Source organism: Brevibacillus formosus (genome assembly GCF_003013405.1).
In the GTDB taxonomy this organism is placed as follows: Bacteria; Bacillota; Bacilli; order Brevibacillales; family Brevibacillaceae; genus Brevibacillus; species Brevibacillus formosus.
The window spans coordinates 1-14,951 of sequence record NZ_PXZL01000012.1; the positions used below are offsets into that span (position 1 = coordinate 1).

The 14,951-nt window shown below is 45.3% G+C and carries 17 protein-coding genes, 1 pseudogene and 1 riboswitch; of the genes and pseudogenes, 11 read left to right on the forward strand and 7 right to left on the reverse strand.

Annotated elements, in window-relative coordinates:
* The first annotated feature begins 139 nt into the window (after positions 1 to 139).
* Positions 140 to 427 carry a YiaA/YiaB family inner membrane protein gene (locus C7R91_RS11470; protein ID WP_047070376.1) on the forward strand — a complete coding sequence of 96 codons (288 nt, stop codon included), beginning with the start codon at positions 140 to 142 and terminating at the stop codon, positions 425 to 427.
* Positions 428 to 451: 24 nt separating this feature from the next.
* On the opposite strand, the gene C7R91_RS11475 is transcribed toward C7R91_RS11470, so the two are convergent.
* From C7R91_RS11475 to C7R91_RS11500, 6 genes are all read right to left on the reverse strand, one after another.
* Complete coding sequence (locus C7R91_RS11475) at positions 452 to 1,501, reverse strand: alpha/beta fold hydrolase (RefSeq protein WP_047070377.1); 1,050 nt, start codon at positions 1,499 to 1,501, stop codon at positions 452 to 454.
* 114 nt (positions 1,502 to 1,615) lie between these two features.
* Complete coding sequence (locus C7R91_RS11480; RefSeq protein ID WP_106786190.1) at positions 1,616 to 3,088, reverse strand: methyl-accepting chemotaxis protein; 1,473 nt, start codon at positions 3,086 to 3,088, stop codon at positions 1,616 to 1,618.
* 1 nt (position 3,089) lies between these two features.
* Positions 3,090 to 3,644 (reverse strand): GNAT family N-acetyltransferase, encoded by a 555-nt coding sequence (locus C7R91_RS11485; protein WP_047070379.1) that lies wholly within the window; start codon positions 3,642 to 3,644, stop codon positions 3,090 to 3,092.
* A gap of 192 nt (positions 3,645 to 3,836) precedes the next feature.
* A riboswitch (cyclic di-GMP riboswitch) is annotated at positions 3,837 to 3,923 on the reverse strand.
* Positions 3,924 to 4,105: 182 nt separating this feature from the next.
* The gene (locus C7R91_RS11490) at positions 4,106 to 4,768 is read right to left on the reverse strand and encodes a peroxiredoxin-like family protein (RefSeq protein ID WP_047070380.1); all 663 of its coding nucleotides are present in this window, start codon (positions 4,766 to 4,768) and stop codon (positions 4,106 to 4,108) included.
* An 84-nt stretch (positions 4,769 to 4,852) separates the two neighbouring features.
* Complete coding sequence (locus tag C7R91_RS11495) at positions 4,853 to 5,530, reverse strand: Crp/Fnr family transcriptional regulator (RefSeq protein WP_047071231.1); 678 nt, start codon at positions 5,528 to 5,530, stop codon at positions 4,853 to 4,855.
* Positions 5,530 to 6,144 (reverse strand): DNA alkylation repair protein, encoded by a 615-nt coding sequence (locus C7R91_RS11500; protein ID WP_052773406.1) that lies wholly within the window; start codon positions 6,142 to 6,144, stop codon positions 5,530 to 5,532. The genes C7R91_RS11495 and C7R91_RS11500 overlap by 1 nt, the downstream gene beginning before the upstream one ends.
* A gap of 199 nt (positions 6,145 to 6,343) precedes the next feature.
* Between C7R91_RS11500 and C7R91_RS11505 the strand changes: the two genes are divergently transcribed.
* From C7R91_RS11505 to C7R91_RS11525, 5 genes are all read left to right on the forward strand, one after another.
* Entirely contained in the window at positions 6,344 to 6,529 is a 186-nt protein-coding gene (locus tag C7R91_RS11505) for a hypothetical protein (RefSeq protein ID WP_047070381.1), read from the forward strand.
* Between the two features lie 134 nt (positions 6,530 to 6,663).
* The gene (locus C7R91_RS11510) at positions 6,664 to 7,371 is read left to right on the forward strand and encodes a DNA alkylation repair protein (protein WP_047070382.1); all 708 of its coding nucleotides are present in this window, start codon (positions 6,664 to 6,666) and stop codon (positions 7,369 to 7,371) included.
* A gap of 160 nt (positions 7,372 to 7,531) precedes the next feature.
* Entirely contained in the window at positions 7,532 to 8,308 is a 777-nt protein-coding gene (locus C7R91_RS11515; RefSeq protein WP_047070383.1) for an amino acid ABC transporter substrate-binding protein, read from the forward strand.
* 73 nt (positions 8,309 to 8,381) lie between these two features.
* On the forward strand, positions 8,382 to 9,041 hold the full coding sequence (locus tag C7R91_RS11520) for an amino acid ABC transporter permease (RefSeq protein WP_047070384.1): 660 nt from the start codon (positions 8,382 to 8,384) through the stop codon (positions 9,039 to 9,041).
* Between the two features lie 14 nt (positions 9,042 to 9,055).
* A complete protein-coding gene (locus C7R91_RS11525; RefSeq protein ID WP_047070385.1) occupies positions 9,056 to 9,802 on the forward strand; it encodes an amino acid ABC transporter ATP-binding protein in 747 nt (248 codons plus the stop codon).
* A gap of 66 nt (positions 9,803 to 9,868) precedes the next feature.
* Here the strand turns inward: C7R91_RS11525 and C7R91_RS11530 are convergent, their stop codons facing one another.
* Complete coding sequence (locus tag C7R91_RS11530; RefSeq protein ID WP_047070386.1) at positions 9,869 to 10,132, reverse strand: KTSC domain-containing protein; 264 nt, start codon at positions 10,130 to 10,132, stop codon at positions 9,869 to 9,871.
* A gap of 466 nt (positions 10,133 to 10,598) precedes the next feature.
* Between C7R91_RS11530 and C7R91_RS11535 the strand changes: the two genes are divergently transcribed.
* The 5 genes and pseudogenes from C7R91_RS11535 to C7R91_RS11560 all read left to right on the forward strand — a co-directional run bounded on the left by C7R91_RS11535 (position 10,599) and on the right by C7R91_RS11560 (position 14,882).
* Entirely contained in the window at positions 10,599 to 10,925 is a 327-nt protein-coding gene (locus C7R91_RS11535; protein ID WP_012684822.1) for a PadR family transcriptional regulator, read from the forward strand.
* A 4-nt stretch (positions 10,926 to 10,929) separates the two neighbouring features.
* Positions 10,930 to 11,685: a VanZ family protein gene (locus C7R91_RS11540; RefSeq protein ID WP_047070387.1), complete on the forward strand. Its 756-nt coding sequence runs from the start codon at positions 10,930 to 10,932 to the stop codon at positions 11,683 to 11,685.
* A 138-nt stretch (positions 11,686 to 11,823) separates the two neighbouring features.
* Positions 11,824 to 14,118, forward strand: a complete 2,295-nt coding sequence (locus C7R91_RS11545) for a glycoside hydrolase (protein WP_047070388.1) — start codon at positions 11,824 to 11,826, stop codon at positions 14,116 to 14,118.
* A 116-nt stretch (positions 14,119 to 14,234) separates the two neighbouring features.
* Positions 14,235 to 14,444, forward strand: a pseudogene (locus C7R91_RS11555) (SDR family oxidoreductase); the annotation flags it as partial.
* A gap of 153 nt (positions 14,445 to 14,597) precedes the next feature.
* Entirely contained in the window at positions 14,598 to 14,882 is a 285-nt protein-coding gene (locus C7R91_RS11560; RefSeq protein WP_047070390.1) for a spore germination protein, read from the forward strand.
* Positions 14,883 to 14,951: the final 69 nt, after the last annotated feature.

Consider the following 14,951-nt stretch of genomic DNA (forward strand, 5'->3'; position numbering starts at 1 on the left):
GTATACAAGGCGTTGCGTACATTCTTTGGAAAGAAGGAAGCTGTGAAGTAATCCGTAGAAGCAACCGGGCGAGAAATCGTCCGGTTGACTTCTATTTGTTTGCATGAGCCACATGAACAAAATGTGAGGGGTGTTATAAATGTATCCACAAAAGCATCGGATGCGCAACACGGGAGCCTTCACTTTCTTGGCATACTTTACATTGGGCGCAGGTGTACTGCTATTTTCCATCGGTTTATACAATGCAACAGGTCTTCAGCTGCACGAAAAGGGGTATTATATCGCATGCATGCTTCTGGTAGCAGTTGGATCGATTTTGACGCAAAAAGTAGTGAGAGATAATGCAGAGGATCGAGCGATTATTGAGGAGCAGGAAAGAGAATTTAACTTGAAGGTATCGAAAGCGGAGAAAGAAACGCCGAAATAGCGCTTATTAGAAAAACCGTCACGGTCATGCCCTGACGGTTTTTCTAATGAGCGCTATAAACTCCTCTGCTTTCTCGATGTGTGGAGCGTGCCCCACATTTTCCATGACAATCTCCTGATAGGAACCACCAGCGCGCTGATATTGTTCAAGCACGTCACGAATTTGGGAGACCATCGGCTGCGGGGGATATTCGTCTTCCCCCGGCCATCCGGGGACATGGCCAAGCTTGCCCAGCGTACCGAAATCAGCCAGCGACTGATCCGAGACAATGGCATCATCCGCACCGCGAATCCATAAAATCGGACACTTCGGCTCCATCTGGACAATACCGGACAAATTTACGTATTTGGGGGAAATCGCATTCGTAATCCCTGTCGTTCCAGGAGCAACACCGGGCCAATCGTTTACGTATTCAAAGGCACCAGGGTAAAAGTCCTCTCCCGTTCTCGTAGAGAGTATTGCGCTCACATAACGGTCTTCCTGCTCTGGGCCAACTTGGAATGGGGGCTTGAAATAAAGCTGATTCATAACATTGCGAGGACTGGAGGGAGATTCATTGCCCATATCTTTGGCTGCAATCCTTTTGACCAGCTCGGAGTTGGCTGCTCCCCCACCCGAGCCCGAAAAGCTGCTGTAGCATGGGGTGCCAGCTATATCCTTGGTTCCACCAAAGCCGTAAGGGGACATGGGGGCGATGAGAATCAGAGAGCGGACTTCCTGCGGGTGATCGATGGCAAACTGCATCGCGATCCCGCCACCCAACGACCAGCCGGCAAGATGGACGGGCGTTGGCAAGTCCAATGCCCGAATAAACGAATGAAGGTCATCCGACCAGTCTCGCAAACCGCGTGTAGCATCAATGGGCAATGCTTCACTTGCTCCATAGCCACGCATATCAGGTGCATACAGACGGTACTGGTCACATAGAGCCGCAATGGTATCATCCCAGAACAAGTTGGCTGATGCATTGCCGTGAATGAGGAGAAGCGGTTCTCCTTCCGGTACGCCTGCTGTCAGGTAGGAAACGAGCAATCGATCGGTCTGAATCGTTTTGGTTTCGATTCGTGCATCCATCAATGATGTGCCTCCTTTCAAATCCCTAATATCAGAATATTCCTATTATATGCCTGTTCAGTTACAAAATGAGAAAAGAAAACAACCGCCCTTGAAAAGGCGGTTGCAGGAAGGTTAATTATGGAGACCACGCATCTGCTGTTCGATTTTCTCAAAGCCGCCTGAAACCTTAACGACTTCGTCTTTTTGCTCAGAAACGAGAACAAGCACTTCTTCCAGACTCTCTTTGTTCTTGTCGGTAATATCTGCGTTGACTTCTACTTTTGCGCCGACTTCCTGAATCATGCTGTGAACATGGACGATGAACTCTTGCAGGTTCTTCGTTTTATCTGCGAAGTTTTGCATGTAGTTGTCTACATTGGTGAACATTTCTTGTACTTCGAGGATGCCCTCGCTATTTTTCTCAAAAGAAGTCTGCGACTCGGAAATCATATCTGATACGAGCTTCATTTTTTCGCGGATGGTCATGAGCAGGCTCGAGATCGACTCGGAGGATAGCTTGGAGGATTCAGCCAGCTTGCGTACTTCATCTGCTACGACAGCAAATCCTCGGCCGTGTTCGCCTGCGCGAGACGCTTCAATCGTGGCATTGAGTGCCAACAGATTGGTTTGTGCAGAAATATCGGAAATGGTTTGAATGATTTTCCCAATCGATTCGGTTTCTTTATTGAGCTCTTGAATCAGCTGGTTCGTACCTTGGATGTCCTTGATGAATCGTTCAAAGTCATTGCCGATGTTGCCAATGCGTTTTCCACTCTCGCTAGTGGCTTCTTTGGTCGATTCTACGTACTCATGCATCTCTATAACAGAGCGGGTCATATCCTCAACTTGCAAATTCGTCGAGCTCATTTCCCGACGCAGCTCGTCTGTATTGCTGGTCTGGACCGTAAAGGACTCCATAATGTCTTGCAGGGAAGCGACGGTTTCGACAGCGCGAACATTTACACCGTCCGTCACCTTGTTCAAATTCTCTTGATAGTCTTGCATAGAGGTGAGTGATTCATTGATCTGATCCAGAACACGTTGTAACGATTCCTTCGAGGCAATCGCTTCTTGCTTTTGTTGCTCACTTTCTTCTTGCAGCTTGTTATTGAATACAGCATGCATCATGCTCGTGATAGAGACGAAGCAGAAGGTGAGCAGGAAGTACATCAGATCAAGATTGCTTGTCGAATGGAAAATCGTTTCTCTTTGTGTCAGGAAGTAGTAAGAGACAATGCCCAATGTCGATACAATTGTCAAAATATTAATGAGTCGGTCTTGATAAATCCCCATAACTGCTACAAAGAACATAATAGTCATGATATTGATCATATGCGGGTCCAGTCCAACTATGATGAACATAAAGAGCCCAATTACGGCGAAGTTGAAAAACTTCATGAAGGGCGCTGCTTTTTCCCGCAAGCTCGGGCGATTGGAGATGTAAGCAAAAGGTGCCAGCACACCATACAAAATACCCAGTACCGTGATAACGAATGTGTACGGTACGCCTAGAAAGAGGTTTAAGATCTGAACAACCGTAATAATACTTGCGAATACGATTACGACCCAATTGTTTCTTCTTCTCAATAGATCAATGTGATCCATGTTACCCACCTACCTCGACTTTTACTTGATTGGATGACGACGAATTGTACCAGGAATATTTCGGATCGTGCTTATTGTCATAGACATCTTTGAGATGGAAGAGGGTCGGAATAGCATCGGCCCCTTTATAAAAGACGATATCTTTGGTCTGAGTCGCCTTTACTTGATACTTCTTGTTAATAAATTTAAAAAATGTCGGATCTGCCACCCCGATTGCGTGGGTATAGCCATGCTTTTCAGCGTAATCTATCATCAAGCAAATTCCTTTTTGCCCTAGTTGTCCGCGGTATTTCGGCAAAACAGCGAGACTGTCTACCTCCATGACTTTCATATCTTCTGTAACAACGTCCTGAAAAAGTGATTTCATATAAGCACTTGATTTGGAAAAGGGCGTCATTTCAAATGTTCCACCTGCTTCACCATCTTCGGCGATTAGGAGGAACTGAGCTGAGCCTTCTTTCGCGTACTCCATCTCGAAGCCCATGCTTGTCCATACTGTTTCTTTGATTTCATGAAATTTAGCTAACTCTTGTACGGTTTCTACTTGTTTGTACATAACTTCTCCACTCCATCGTTTTCTCTGATTGAACTATGTTGTGTATGTTTGTCGTCTCAAAAGTTATGTTTTTCCATCCGTTGCAAAAATGAAAGTGCTTTCATCCTCCTTTCAAAAATGTCAACACAAAAAAAGGCCATTCCATCAAAATGGAACAACCGAAGCTACCAACATCGAAAATGGTCTCATGATGATGGCAACCCGGCTATCATGGTCAAAGAAGACTGTAGACCCGTGGTTTTGCGTCGCCACCTTTCGATGACTTTGCCTTTTGCATTTTTTAGCAAAAATTGTAAAAGTGTGTCGAATTTTGCTAGACACAATCATGCAAAATATAAGCCATTTGTATTAGCCGTGTCAAGTTTTGGTAGGGAGAAGTAACTAATTGTTCATAATATAAGAACGTACGAAAAAACCAGTTGCGGTATCAACTGGTTCTTCATTAAGTAGGGAGTAGGGCGTTAGGCTAGGGTGCGCAGAATGTCAATAACTTCAGTAGGCTCCATTCGCTTTTTGTAGTCAGGATCTAAGGATACTGACCGGATTACGCCCTGTTTATCGAGGATATAAGTAGCGGGTATGGGGAGTGTCCATGAATCGTCACTATTAAAACGAGTGAGATCGATATCTAATGATTGGTAGGTATCATGTAAATACTCAGGCAGCCTGAATCTTAGTTCATATTTTTCTGCTACCTGATTATTGGTATCGCATAAAATGGGGAAACTCAGACGATTGTTCTCTTGCATAGTAAGAGAGTGTGCAGGAGATTGTGGACTTATGGCAAACAATTGGGCACCCAGTGAGTTTATTGTATCGATCTGTTTTTGGTACGCTTGCATCTCCAAATTGCAGTAGGGGCACCATGATCCACGGAAAAATGTGAGGACGACAGGACCTTTTACGATTTCTTCCGACAAAGTAATGTTCTTTTCAGTATGATCGTTCAACGTGAAATCAGGCGCAATCGAACCAAGCGGCAAGCCCTTTGCGTGTCCAGAGGTCCGCAGCTCCTCGATTGATCTTGTAAATGCATCTGTTACTTCACGGGTGAGGAAGTCTGCTATTTGAATGGTTGTAAAATCTAGCTCTTCGCGCAGGCTCTGAAAATGTGGTTTATCCATATGTCGTTCCCCTCTTTTTCGAAAGAATAGTAGAAGCCATAGCTTTACGATATCTTTCTTTTTGAGCGAAAGATGTAAACTGGATTACATTTTCTTCAAAATTTTGTCCCGCTGAATAGAAATGGATTTAAAGCCTGTTTGAATCAGTTCTTCTCTTGCTAAAGCACGTAATGCTACCGTCACAGCTTCCCTGGATGCCCCAACAAAATTGGCGAGTTCTTGATGGGAAAGAGGTAAGTCAATTTGTTGAAACGCCGAACTGTTAGGATTGCCAAATTGATCGGCAAGCTTTACTAACGTGGAAATAATGCGATCTTGTAAAGGGAGAAGGGCAAGATTTTCGGCTGCTTGGCTGATCGAAACCATTCTATCGCTAATGATCTTCATGATCTTCATCATCAGTTGCGGATGTTCGATGAGGTAGCTTTCAAATTTTGCTTTACTCATTTTACAAATGAGGCAGTCTTCGATGGCTTCTATATACATCTCCCTTGTACCTAGTGAGAGGAGATCCACTTCTCCAAACACATTGCCTTCCCCGAGGATATCGAATGTGAACTGCCGACCATCCCGATTTACTTTATATAAACGTACCTTCCCCTGCTTGATGAAGTAGAAGCCCTCTGAAAAAGTTTCTGGTGTTTGAATGCACGTATTTTTGGGAAAAGGGGTTAAAGAGGTTAATTGATCAATTAAGCGCAAACTTTCCTCGGATAATGAATTCAACAAATAAAATTGGGATAAATGTGTGATTCGGTTCATCATTTCTGTTCGGTTTGGGTCTTCAGGATCGTTCTTTTCGCTTTGGTGACAATTCTTTTCGTCTCCTTTGTATCAGAGGTTTTTAGCCACTCGTCACAAAGCTGTGTCACCCAGTCTGGTTGTGATTTACTCGCATCGTTCAACCAATTCCCTACAGAATCTTGTACATATTTGGATGGATCTGACTTCACTGGTGTGAGCAAAGGCAGGCAGCGAGCGGGCTCATTTTTCAATGCGTCAATATGCTTACACCAGACACCTCGAGGGCGTGTGGCTTCTACCGCAAAGCGGCGAATATTTTCGTCGGCATCAAGTACCCATTCGCTCAGGAGTTGAATGGAATGGTTCAGATCATGCAAGAGAGAATCTCGAATCGCCATCCATGCGATCTCTCTCACTCCAAAATGATGATCAGCCGCGAATTTTCTTATTTGTACTAGTTTTTCTTCTAGAGATAAGGTGTTGTCCAGGCCGATAATATAGGCACTCCAGCAACGCACACTGTCTGACTTGTGGTTGGCCAACGATAGGAAAACAGGAGACGTAGCTGTGGGTTCACACGATTTGTGTAAGATCGCAAGCAGTTCTTGTCCAATCAGACGGATAGCTTTCATTCCGCTCGTTGATCCGGTCTCTTCTAACTGACCAACAAGTTGAGGGACATACGCGCCTAAGCTCCTTTTCTCGTGTGTACCGAATCCGGCATTTCAACAAACTCCTTTTCGCAGTAATGGTAAAAGTATACATAAAAATCACCCGTAACAAAAATTTTCCAACTATCCGATAACTAGAAGGAATAGGAGGGGATTCTTGATGAAGGAAGTAAAAGTGATTCAATTTTACTTTTCCGGAGGCGGTGAAATGATTAGCATCGAAACGACGGAACCGGAAGAGATCATTCAAATGGTCGCTAATCAAAACGACGGATGGCTCCAGTATGATGATGTTGTCATTAACGTGAGAAATGTTTTGTATATCAGAGTACGCAATCAGGCGTAAGAATAAGAATAAGAATAGGAAAAGAGCGTCAAGCTCTAGCACGAAAAAGCTCTCCTTTGCATATGGAGGGCTTTTTCGTGTTGGAGGAGCTCAGTTGGTTATTCTATTAATAGAAGAAAAAGGAGGGTTACAATATGACGCTGGAAGAAGTCATGCAGAAGCTCGAAGCGATGGGGACTGAACAGACGAAAAAAACGTTATTGCGGCATGGGGCGAAAGAGCCTTTGTTTGGCGTGCGAGTCGGCGATATGAAAAAGCTGGTCAAGGAGGTAAAGCGTGATCAGCAGCTCGTCCAGGCGCTGTACGATACGGGAAACTACGACGCCATGTACTTGGCCGGATTGACGGTAGACCCAAAGAGCATGCCAAAAGAGCGGCTACAGGCTTGGATCAAGGAAGCCTCTTGGTACGCGCCAGCCGAGTATACGGTTGCGAGTGTAGCCGCTGAGAGCCATTTTGCCATGGAGTTGGCACGAGAATGGATCGAGTCAAAGGAAGAGATGGTAGCCACATGTGGGTGGAACACGTATTCGAACTACTTGTCGATTACCCCCGACGAACAGCTGGATAAAGAAGAAATCAAACGACTCCTCATGAGAGTAAAGGAGACGATTCATCAGGAACAGAATCGCGTACGGTACACCATGAATCAATTCGTTATTTCAGTAGGCGCGTATGTACCGGAACTTCATCAGGAAGCGCTGGAAGTGGCCGCAGCGATTGGCAAAGTACATGTGGACGTCGGACAGACAGCGTGCAAAGTTCCTTTAGCTACGGAGTATATCAAAAAGATAGAGGAACGAGGGAGTGTCGGAAAAAAGAAAAAGACATGCATTTGCTAGTCGGGCATTTTTCTCAATCATTTGGCGTATATTTCTAAGGTGCTTTTGTTTAGTAAAGTATCGACTATTTCTTGCTAATGTGCTATCATGATACCTTGTTAACGTATTACCACTTTATCAGAGTAAAACATAGAGTAGGGGAACGAGGGGGATCATCACGATGAAGAAAATAGCATGGATGTCATTGTTGTTGAGTGCGATGGTTTCATTGGTAGTGGGCTGTTCCAGTACAAATACTGGCGCTGACGCGAACAAGCTGATTATCGGAATTGATGATAAGTTTGCACCAATGGGATTTCGGGATGAGAAAAATGAGCTAGTTGGCTTTGATATTGATTATGCGCGTGCAGCCGGCGAAAAAATGGGAAAACAAATCGAGTTTCAACCAATCGATTGGAGTGCAAAAGAGTCTGAACTAAACAGCGGTCGTATTGACTTGATCTGGAATGGATATACGATTACAGATGAGCGAAAAGGAAAGGTTCTCTTTACCAAGCCTTATCTGAAAAACGCACAAGTAGTGGTCACGATGGCAAATAGCAGCTTGACCAAGCTCTCAGACTTGGCCGGTAAAGGAATTGGTTTGCAAAAGCTGTCTTCCGCAGCTGACGCGATTAATGCGAGTGATATCAAAAATCAGGTCAAATCGATTACTGAGTTCCCTGATAACGTGCTGGCACTGAGTGATTTGAAGATTGGGCGTGTAGAAGCAGTTGTCATCGACCAGGTTGTGGCTGATTACTATATGGCAAAAGAACCGGGTACTTTTAAGAAGTTAGAAGAATCGCTGTCCCCTGAGGAATATGGAGTAGGTGTCAAAAAAGGCAACGAGGCATTGTTGAATGAGCTGCAAAAAGCACTGGATGCGTTGAATCAGGATGGTACAGCTGCAAAAATATCGGAAAAATGGTTCGGCGAAAATCGTGTATTGAAATAAGAAGAACAGCGATGGCTTCGCCGCTTGATTGGCGAAGCCACGCTTTTATTTTCAGGATTAGGAGCATACCAAGATGAGCGTAGACTACATTCTCTCCATTACGAAGCCCATGCTAGAAGGGGCGCAGATGACGGTGCTGTTGTTTATCATCGCCATTCTGCTTTCTATTCCATTAGGTTTTTTGATCACCTTAATGGCAAAAAGCAATAATAAGGCGCTGTCCTGGTTCGCGCATACGTATGTGTATGTGATGCGTGGGACACCTCTCTTATTGCAGCTGTTGTTTATTTGCTTCGGGCTGCCTCTCTTGCCCGTAGTGGGAGAGTATTTGGTGATGGATCGATTCGTCGCTGCATGCGTCGGCTTCGTACTGAACTACGCAGCGTATTTCGCGGAAATTTTCCGTGGAGGACTGCTGTCAATCGACAAAGGACAGTACGAGGCGGCGCAGGTCCTCGGCTTCAGCAAATGGCAGACGACCAATAAGATCATTTTGCCTCAAATGTTTCGCGTGGCTTTGCCTGCCGTCGCAAATGAATCCATTACCCTCGTAAAAGACACAGCACTGCTCTATGCGGTTGCCGTTCCTGAATTGCTTCACTTTGCACAAACGGCTGTGAATCGCGACTTTACCATCGTTCCGTTTTTTATTGCCGGAATCATTTATTTGTTGATGACGCTATTGTTGACGTTGTTCTTTAAGTGGCTGGAAAAAAGGTTCAAATTCGAATAAAGGGCTGGCTCAATATGGATATCATTCAAGTATCGAATCTAAAGAAATCATTTGGCAATCAGGAAGTTTTGCGAGATGTCTCGTTTTCAGTGAAAAAGAACGAAGTCGTAGCAGTAATCGGACCATCTGGCTCCGGCAAAAGCACAATGCTACGCAGCTTGGTCAATCTGGAGCAGGTGAATGGTGGCAGCATTCGTGTGCAGGATGATTATTTGGTGAAGGACGGCGTTTATGCCGGCAATCAAGAAATCAAGCAGATTACATCGAGAATGGGCATGGTCTTTCAGCATTTTAATCTGTTTCCTCATCTCACAGTAAAAGAAAATCTGGAGATCGCACCACGCGTAGTCAAAGGTGAGGCGTCTTCGGACATCCAGAGAAAGAGTGCAGAGCTCTTGGAAAAGGTCGGCCTGTCTGATAAGGCAGACGCGTATCCAGCAAAGCTCTCAGGCGGACAGAAGCAGCGTGTGGCGATCGCCAGAGCACTGATGATGAACCCGCAAATCTTGTTGTTTGACGAGCCTACGTCTGCGCTTGATCCCGAACTGACAGGTGAGGTCCTGCAAGTCATCAAGCAGCTTGCCCAGGAGCATATGACGATGATGGTTGTGACGCATGAGATGGGATTCGCACGCGAGGTGGCGAACCAAATCATGTTTATGGACAAAGGGGAATTCGTAGAGTCGGGGACACCGGAGCAATTGTTTACAAACGCTAAATTCGAGCGGACCAAATCTTTTTTGCATCGCGCATTAAAATAGAGAAGATCAATAACAAATGCCCTCAGTGCCAGGAAGACAGACTGAGGGCATTTTTGTATTGACAGGCTACATCACCTGATAGTTCAAGTACCGTTGGCTGATGAACGAATGAAAATGATCGCTGAACGAATCAGCATTTAAAAACGCATTGTAAGCGTAAGGAGTGACCCGACAGTAAACGACCTCGCGTCCATCGTGAAAACGGATGTAGAGGTGGCTTGCATCCAGATCGTAGCGAGCAGCTTTGATCAATTTCGAATCCAGTTCCTTGTAGGTAATTTCTTGGGGTTGGTTCTGACTTGGCAGAAATTGGCGAAAAAAGGATCTCAATGTTCGTGCAAACTCCTTTATCTAAAAATCGGCTTATCTATTTCTACGAGTCTTCATTTTACGCAAAAATTTGGATTCGGAATACAAAAATAGCACACCGATTGCAAAATAGGCTAAGAGAACCGTATTCAGAACGATCATTGGAAAGTCGGCAAGCATGTAAGTGCCTCCTGTAAGAGAGAATGAAGTCACGAATGAAAAGTAACCTGCTCCAAAAAAGTAAAAATCTTCTTTTCGCTTCATTCTATGGACCTATCATCTGGTTGTGTATAGAAAAGAATGATCATCCGAAAGTATGTAGACTCATGAAAAATGTGATCGAATATAGTCTATATTACCTATTTTATTATTGTCAATAATTGCATAGCACCAAAAGTGTTATCCGGAAATTTCCTTGATGAACTACCTTGTATCACGAGGTATAGTGTGATAATCTCTAGGCATGTCACGGGGAGGAGATGCTTTTGTGAACAAGGAGTTGTTGAAAGGAAGCATTGATTTATTGCTTCTCTCGCTGATCGCACAAAAAGATCAGTACGGCTATGAGTTGGCCAAGAAGATTCGCGATAAAAGCGATGAGTTGTATGAAATCGGTGAAGGCACACTATACCCTGCCCTAAAACGACTGGAGACGCAAAAGGCAGTGGAGTCTTACTGGGGGGAAGCCAACGAAGGCGGACGCCGCAAATATTATCGGATTACCAAGACGGGCCAGGGGCTTCTTCAAGACAAGATGAAGGATTGGCAGAGCTTGAGCAGACTCATTTTGCTTTGCAATGAGGGAAGTGAGTAAACGAATGAAGCTCGAAGATTATGCAGAACAGGTTGTCAGTCACTTGCCGTGCTCGAAATGGGAAAAGCGGGATGTCAAAGATGAGCTGATAGATCATTTGAACAGCATGAAAAGTGAGCTGGTCGAAGAAGGCTATGAAGAACAGGAAGCCGTTTTACTGACTATTCAACGATTTGGTTCGGCGAAAACAATCAGTCGGCAACTGTCTGAGTCCATGCCGCTTATTGATAAATACATCCGGAAATGGCTCCTGTCCTTGTTTTTCTTGTATGTAGCTATCTCCGGTTATCTCTTGTTATTTTCGCCGGATCGCTTCCGACGTAGAGCTTTTACCGTGGAATGGAAGCAAAGGATGCTGGAATACGGCGTCCCGCAATATACGCATCTGTTCCAAAATACGAAACCATTTCAAACCTTGGTGGATTACGTTTTTCATTATGATAATTACAGCTTTGGCATTGTGATGTATAACCTGATTGGCAATGTCATGTTGTTTGTTCCGCTTGGGCTGTTGCTGCCGCTGATATTTATGTCCTTTCAAAGCGTGCATCGTGTGTTTTTTCTCACGCTTTTGGCCAGTCTCATCATCGAAACATTGCAGCTGTTGTTTTCGTTAGGCAGCTTTGATGTCGATGATCTGCTGCTAAATGTGCTCGGCGGACTGCTTGGCTATGGGATGTTTCGAGTAGGGGCGACGCTGATCCACAGGCGACGGAACAGCAGCAAATTCGATGACGATCTGTCCTCCTCATCCTTTTAGCAGGAAGTGCTGTAAGAGTCTTTTGAGTGACCGAGGTCGCACAGTTGTAAGGCGGCCTTGGCAAAGGCTTTGTCCATTTTTTTTGCATATGTACATCGTAATACGATATACATAGTGAATCGATTTAGGAGGGTTTTTATGAAACGAACAACGATTTTCCTCATGGTATTTGTTCTCTTGCTCCAACTCGCCGTTGGTTGTGAAAGTAATAATGCTACTGAGCAGGCGCAGTCGAAACAGCATGCAGATTTTACTTTTGATGTGAAGCCGGAGACCTTCGAAGTGTTTGTCGAGAGAGACGGAGTGAAGGAAAGTGCTTCGGAGCCAATGCCTGCGCGCAAGGTAACGAATGTACAGAAAGGTGAACAAGAGATTGTCTGGAGCTACCCAGACGATCAGCTGGATGTCTCGATCAAAAAGAAAGAGGATCATTTGCAAATCACTCTGACCTCTACAGGAGCAGAGAGCTTTTCCTGGCCGACAGTAAAGGGAGCAAGCTACCTATTGCCTTTGGGCGAGGGGAAATGGATTCCTGCGGCTGACAGCAAGTGGCAGTCCTTTTTAAAAGAAGAGAGTCTTAGCTTTGCTGAGTCTTTTTCCATGCGCTTTTTTGCTGTGAACAAGAGCAAGTATGCGTTGATGTACGTCGTGGACAATTTGTTTAACAACACCGTCGATTTTGCCGTTGATCCGACGATTGCGTTTACGTTCTCGCACGAGTTCCCCACGATTAATCCAGACAAGACCTACGGGTTCCGCTTGTATGTCACAGACAACGATCCTGTTAGCGTAGCAGGTGTTTACAAGCAATATGTCAAGGAGCAGGGAGAACTGCTGACCCTGGCTGAAAAAGCCAAAGCCAATCCGAATATCGAAAAGCTTTACGGCGCTCCTCATTTTTACTTGTGGAACAAGAGCTTTCTATCAATCAACGATGTGAAATGGAATGTACTGAAGACGAAACTGAATGCGAGCTTCATCGGGGCACTTGAGCAAATCTTGGTTTCCAATGGGGTGGACGGAAAAGAGAGCATCCAGCAATTCCGCGAGATTCAGAAGCAGGATTACGTCGCGGATTATCAAAAGAAAGCGATCCTTGGCGGGTTGAATTACGCTTTGCGTTCCCGTGAGTTTTACAATCCGCAGCTATTTCCACATGTCGATGAAGAGATAAAAAGATCGTTTGAAAAAGGGATCGACACGTTGCCGGAATCACAGATGTACGACTTGAACAAAAAGGTGCTGAAAAGTGTGCTCCAAGATGTCGTTCCACCTGTGGAACAGTGGGGGAATGCCGACTCTACTGATCTCTTGAAAGAAATGAAAGCGGCAGGGATTGATCAGGCATGGATCGGTTTGCCGGATTGGACAGCAGCCTACATGAAGCCAGCATTCATTCAAAGGGCGAATGAGACAGGCTATTTGATTGCCAGCTACGATTCCTACCATTCGATTCATCAGGAAGAAAATCCCGATTGGAACACGGCTATTTTCAAGGATAAGAGCTTGTATGAGAACGCAACGATCTCAAAGAAAAATGGAGAGAAGAAAGCTGGTTTTCTCCAACAGGGGAGATTGCTGAATCCGACTCTCTCACTGCCGAGTGTCAAACAGCGCATGGATGAAATCATGAGTAACGATGTCGCTTTCAATTCGTGGTTTATTGATGTGGATGCTGCTGGAGATTTCAACGATGATTATTCGCCGCAGCACACGACGACTGAGGCCGAGGATATGAAGGCAAAGCTAGCGCGTATGGACTACATTCGCGATGAAAAGAAATTGGTCATCGGGTCTGAGACTGGAAATGACTTCGCCAGCCGGAGCATTGCCTTTGCCCACGGCATTGAAACGCCTGTCATCAAATGGGCAGATCCGGACATGCGAAAAAACAAGCAAAGCCCCTATTATGTAGGAGGCTACTGGTCCCCGGCGGGAGAGATTCCGGAACGATACGCCAAACCGGTTCCGATCAAGGAAGAGTATCGCCATGTATACATTGATCCTGCCTATTCTCTGCCACTGTACAAGCTCGTGTACAATAACGCGGTGATTACGAGCCATCACTGGGAGTGGGGCAGTCTGAAGATCAAGGATGAAGTCGGCACCCGTATGCTCAAGGAGCTGCTTTACAATGTACCGCCGCTCTATCATTTGGATAAAAAGATGTGGGATGCAAACCAACTATTGATCACGAACTATTTGAAGGTGTGGTCTCCTTTCCATAAAAAAGCGGTGCAACAAGAAATGACTGATTATCGCGTCTTGTCCGAGGACAGGCTCGTGCAAAAGTCGGTTTATGGGGAGGATCTGCAAGTGATCGCCAACTTCTCTGAGCAAGATTTCACGTATGAGGGGCAAGTGGTGAAGGCCAGATCAGCGCTGATTATGAACGGGAACGTTCAACAAACCTTCTTTGCTCCGGCGCAGTAGGAACGTTTGAAAAAGGCTGTTCGCGAAAATGAAGCGGCAGCCTTTTTTATGCTAAGGAGTTGGTGGGTATTTTTTGCTTTTCAAATCATATTGGAGTCGATTGATAAAGTTCATGGAAATACGGGAATAATGCCGTTCCTCCGAGCGCACCTCTGATTGCTGGGCGCAATGAAGCTTTGAATGAGCACCTGATCGGGTTGCATCTGATGGGAAGCTTGGATAAACCAGAAGAAGTGGCTAAGGCTGTTCTGTTCCTTGCCAGCGACGATGCCTCCTTCGTCACAGGGACAAGCCTGCTGGTCGATGGCGGTTATACTGCGCAATAAAATGTGTCTTTCTCCTCGCGTAGATTTGTCTACTCGAGGAGATTTTTTTGCAAGACCGCATCGGACAAATGCCCTACACCATCGTCCAAGCGGGCGCAAAACGATTCGAATATGCTGGGAATAATCCATAAGCGCAACGGGGAGGGAGGAGTTTTGCCGACTTTTGTAGGCACGGTGACCATTACCAATAATGTCGGGAATATCAATTTTGGCGATACGGCAAACAACTCTCCGAAAAGCGTAACCAAATCGTTTTCCGGTTCGGGTGGAAACAATAGCGGCAACGTAGTGAAGGTCATCAATGAAAATAGTCAAACCAATACATGGGTGGGTTCAGGAGCCGCTGGAATGAAGACGATGAAGACGATGAAGACAGGGAAGACAAAAAAACGGGTCCGTCGCGCAGCCCGAAAAGGCAAAAAGAAAAAGTCGCCTTGAAAAAGGCAGCGTGTGAAAGTGGACAAGCTCGATAATAGAATTGAGATTAAGACTATTGCGAATTTATGT

Coding starts and splice junctions, on each gene's coding strand:
- C7R91_RS11480 (WP_106786190.1), bottom strand. CDS start 3,088: ATGGATCACATTGATCTATTGAGAAGAAGAAACAATTGGGTCGTAATC.
- C7R91_RS11545 (WP_047070388.1), top strand. CDS start 11,824: ATGAAACGAACAACGATTTTCCTCATGGTATTTGTTCTCTTGCTCCAA.
- C7R91_RS11520 (WP_047070384.1), top strand. CDS start 8,382: ATGAGCGTAGACTACATTCTCTCCATTACGAAGCCCATGCTAGAAGGG.
- C7R91_RS11470 (WP_047070376.1), top strand. CDS start 140: ATGTATCCACAAAAGCATCGGATGCGCAACACGGGAGCCTTCACTTTC.
- C7R91_RS11540 (WP_047070387.1), top strand. CDS start 10,930: ATGAAGCTCGAAGATTATGCAGAACAGGTTGTCAGTCACTTGCCGTGC.
- C7R91_RS11490 (WP_047070380.1), bottom strand. CDS start 4,768: ATGGATAAACCACATTTTCAGAGCCTGCGCGAAGAGCTAGATTTTACA.
- C7R91_RS11510 (WP_047070382.1), top strand. CDS start 6,664: ATGACGCTGGAAGAAGTCATGCAGAAGCTCGAAGCGATGGGGACTGAA.
- C7R91_RS11495 (WP_047071231.1), bottom strand. CDS start 5,530: ATGAACCGAATCACACATTTATCCCAATTTTATTTGTTGAATTCATTA.
- C7R91_RS11485 (WP_047070379.1), bottom strand. CDS start 3,644: ATGTACAAACAAGTAGAAACCGTACAAGAGTTAGCTAAATTTCATGAA.
- C7R91_RS11505 (WP_047070381.1), top strand. CDS start 6,344: ATGAAGGAAGTAAAAGTGATTCAATTTTACTTTTCCGGAGGCGGTGAA.
- C7R91_RS11475 (WP_047070377.1), bottom strand. CDS start 1,501: ATGGATGCACGAATCGAAACCAAAACGATTCAGACCGATCGATTGCTC.
- C7R91_RS11525 (WP_047070385.1), top strand. CDS start 9,056: ATGGATATCATTCAAGTATCGAATCTAAAGAAATCATTTGGCAATCAG.
- C7R91_RS11515 (WP_047070383.1), top strand. CDS start 7,532: ATGAAGAAAATAGCATGGATGTCATTGTTGTTGAGTGCGATGGTTTCA.
- C7R91_RS11500 (WP_052773406.1), bottom strand. CDS start 6,144: ATGAAAGCTATCCGTCTGATTGGACAAGAACTGCTTGCGATCTTACAC.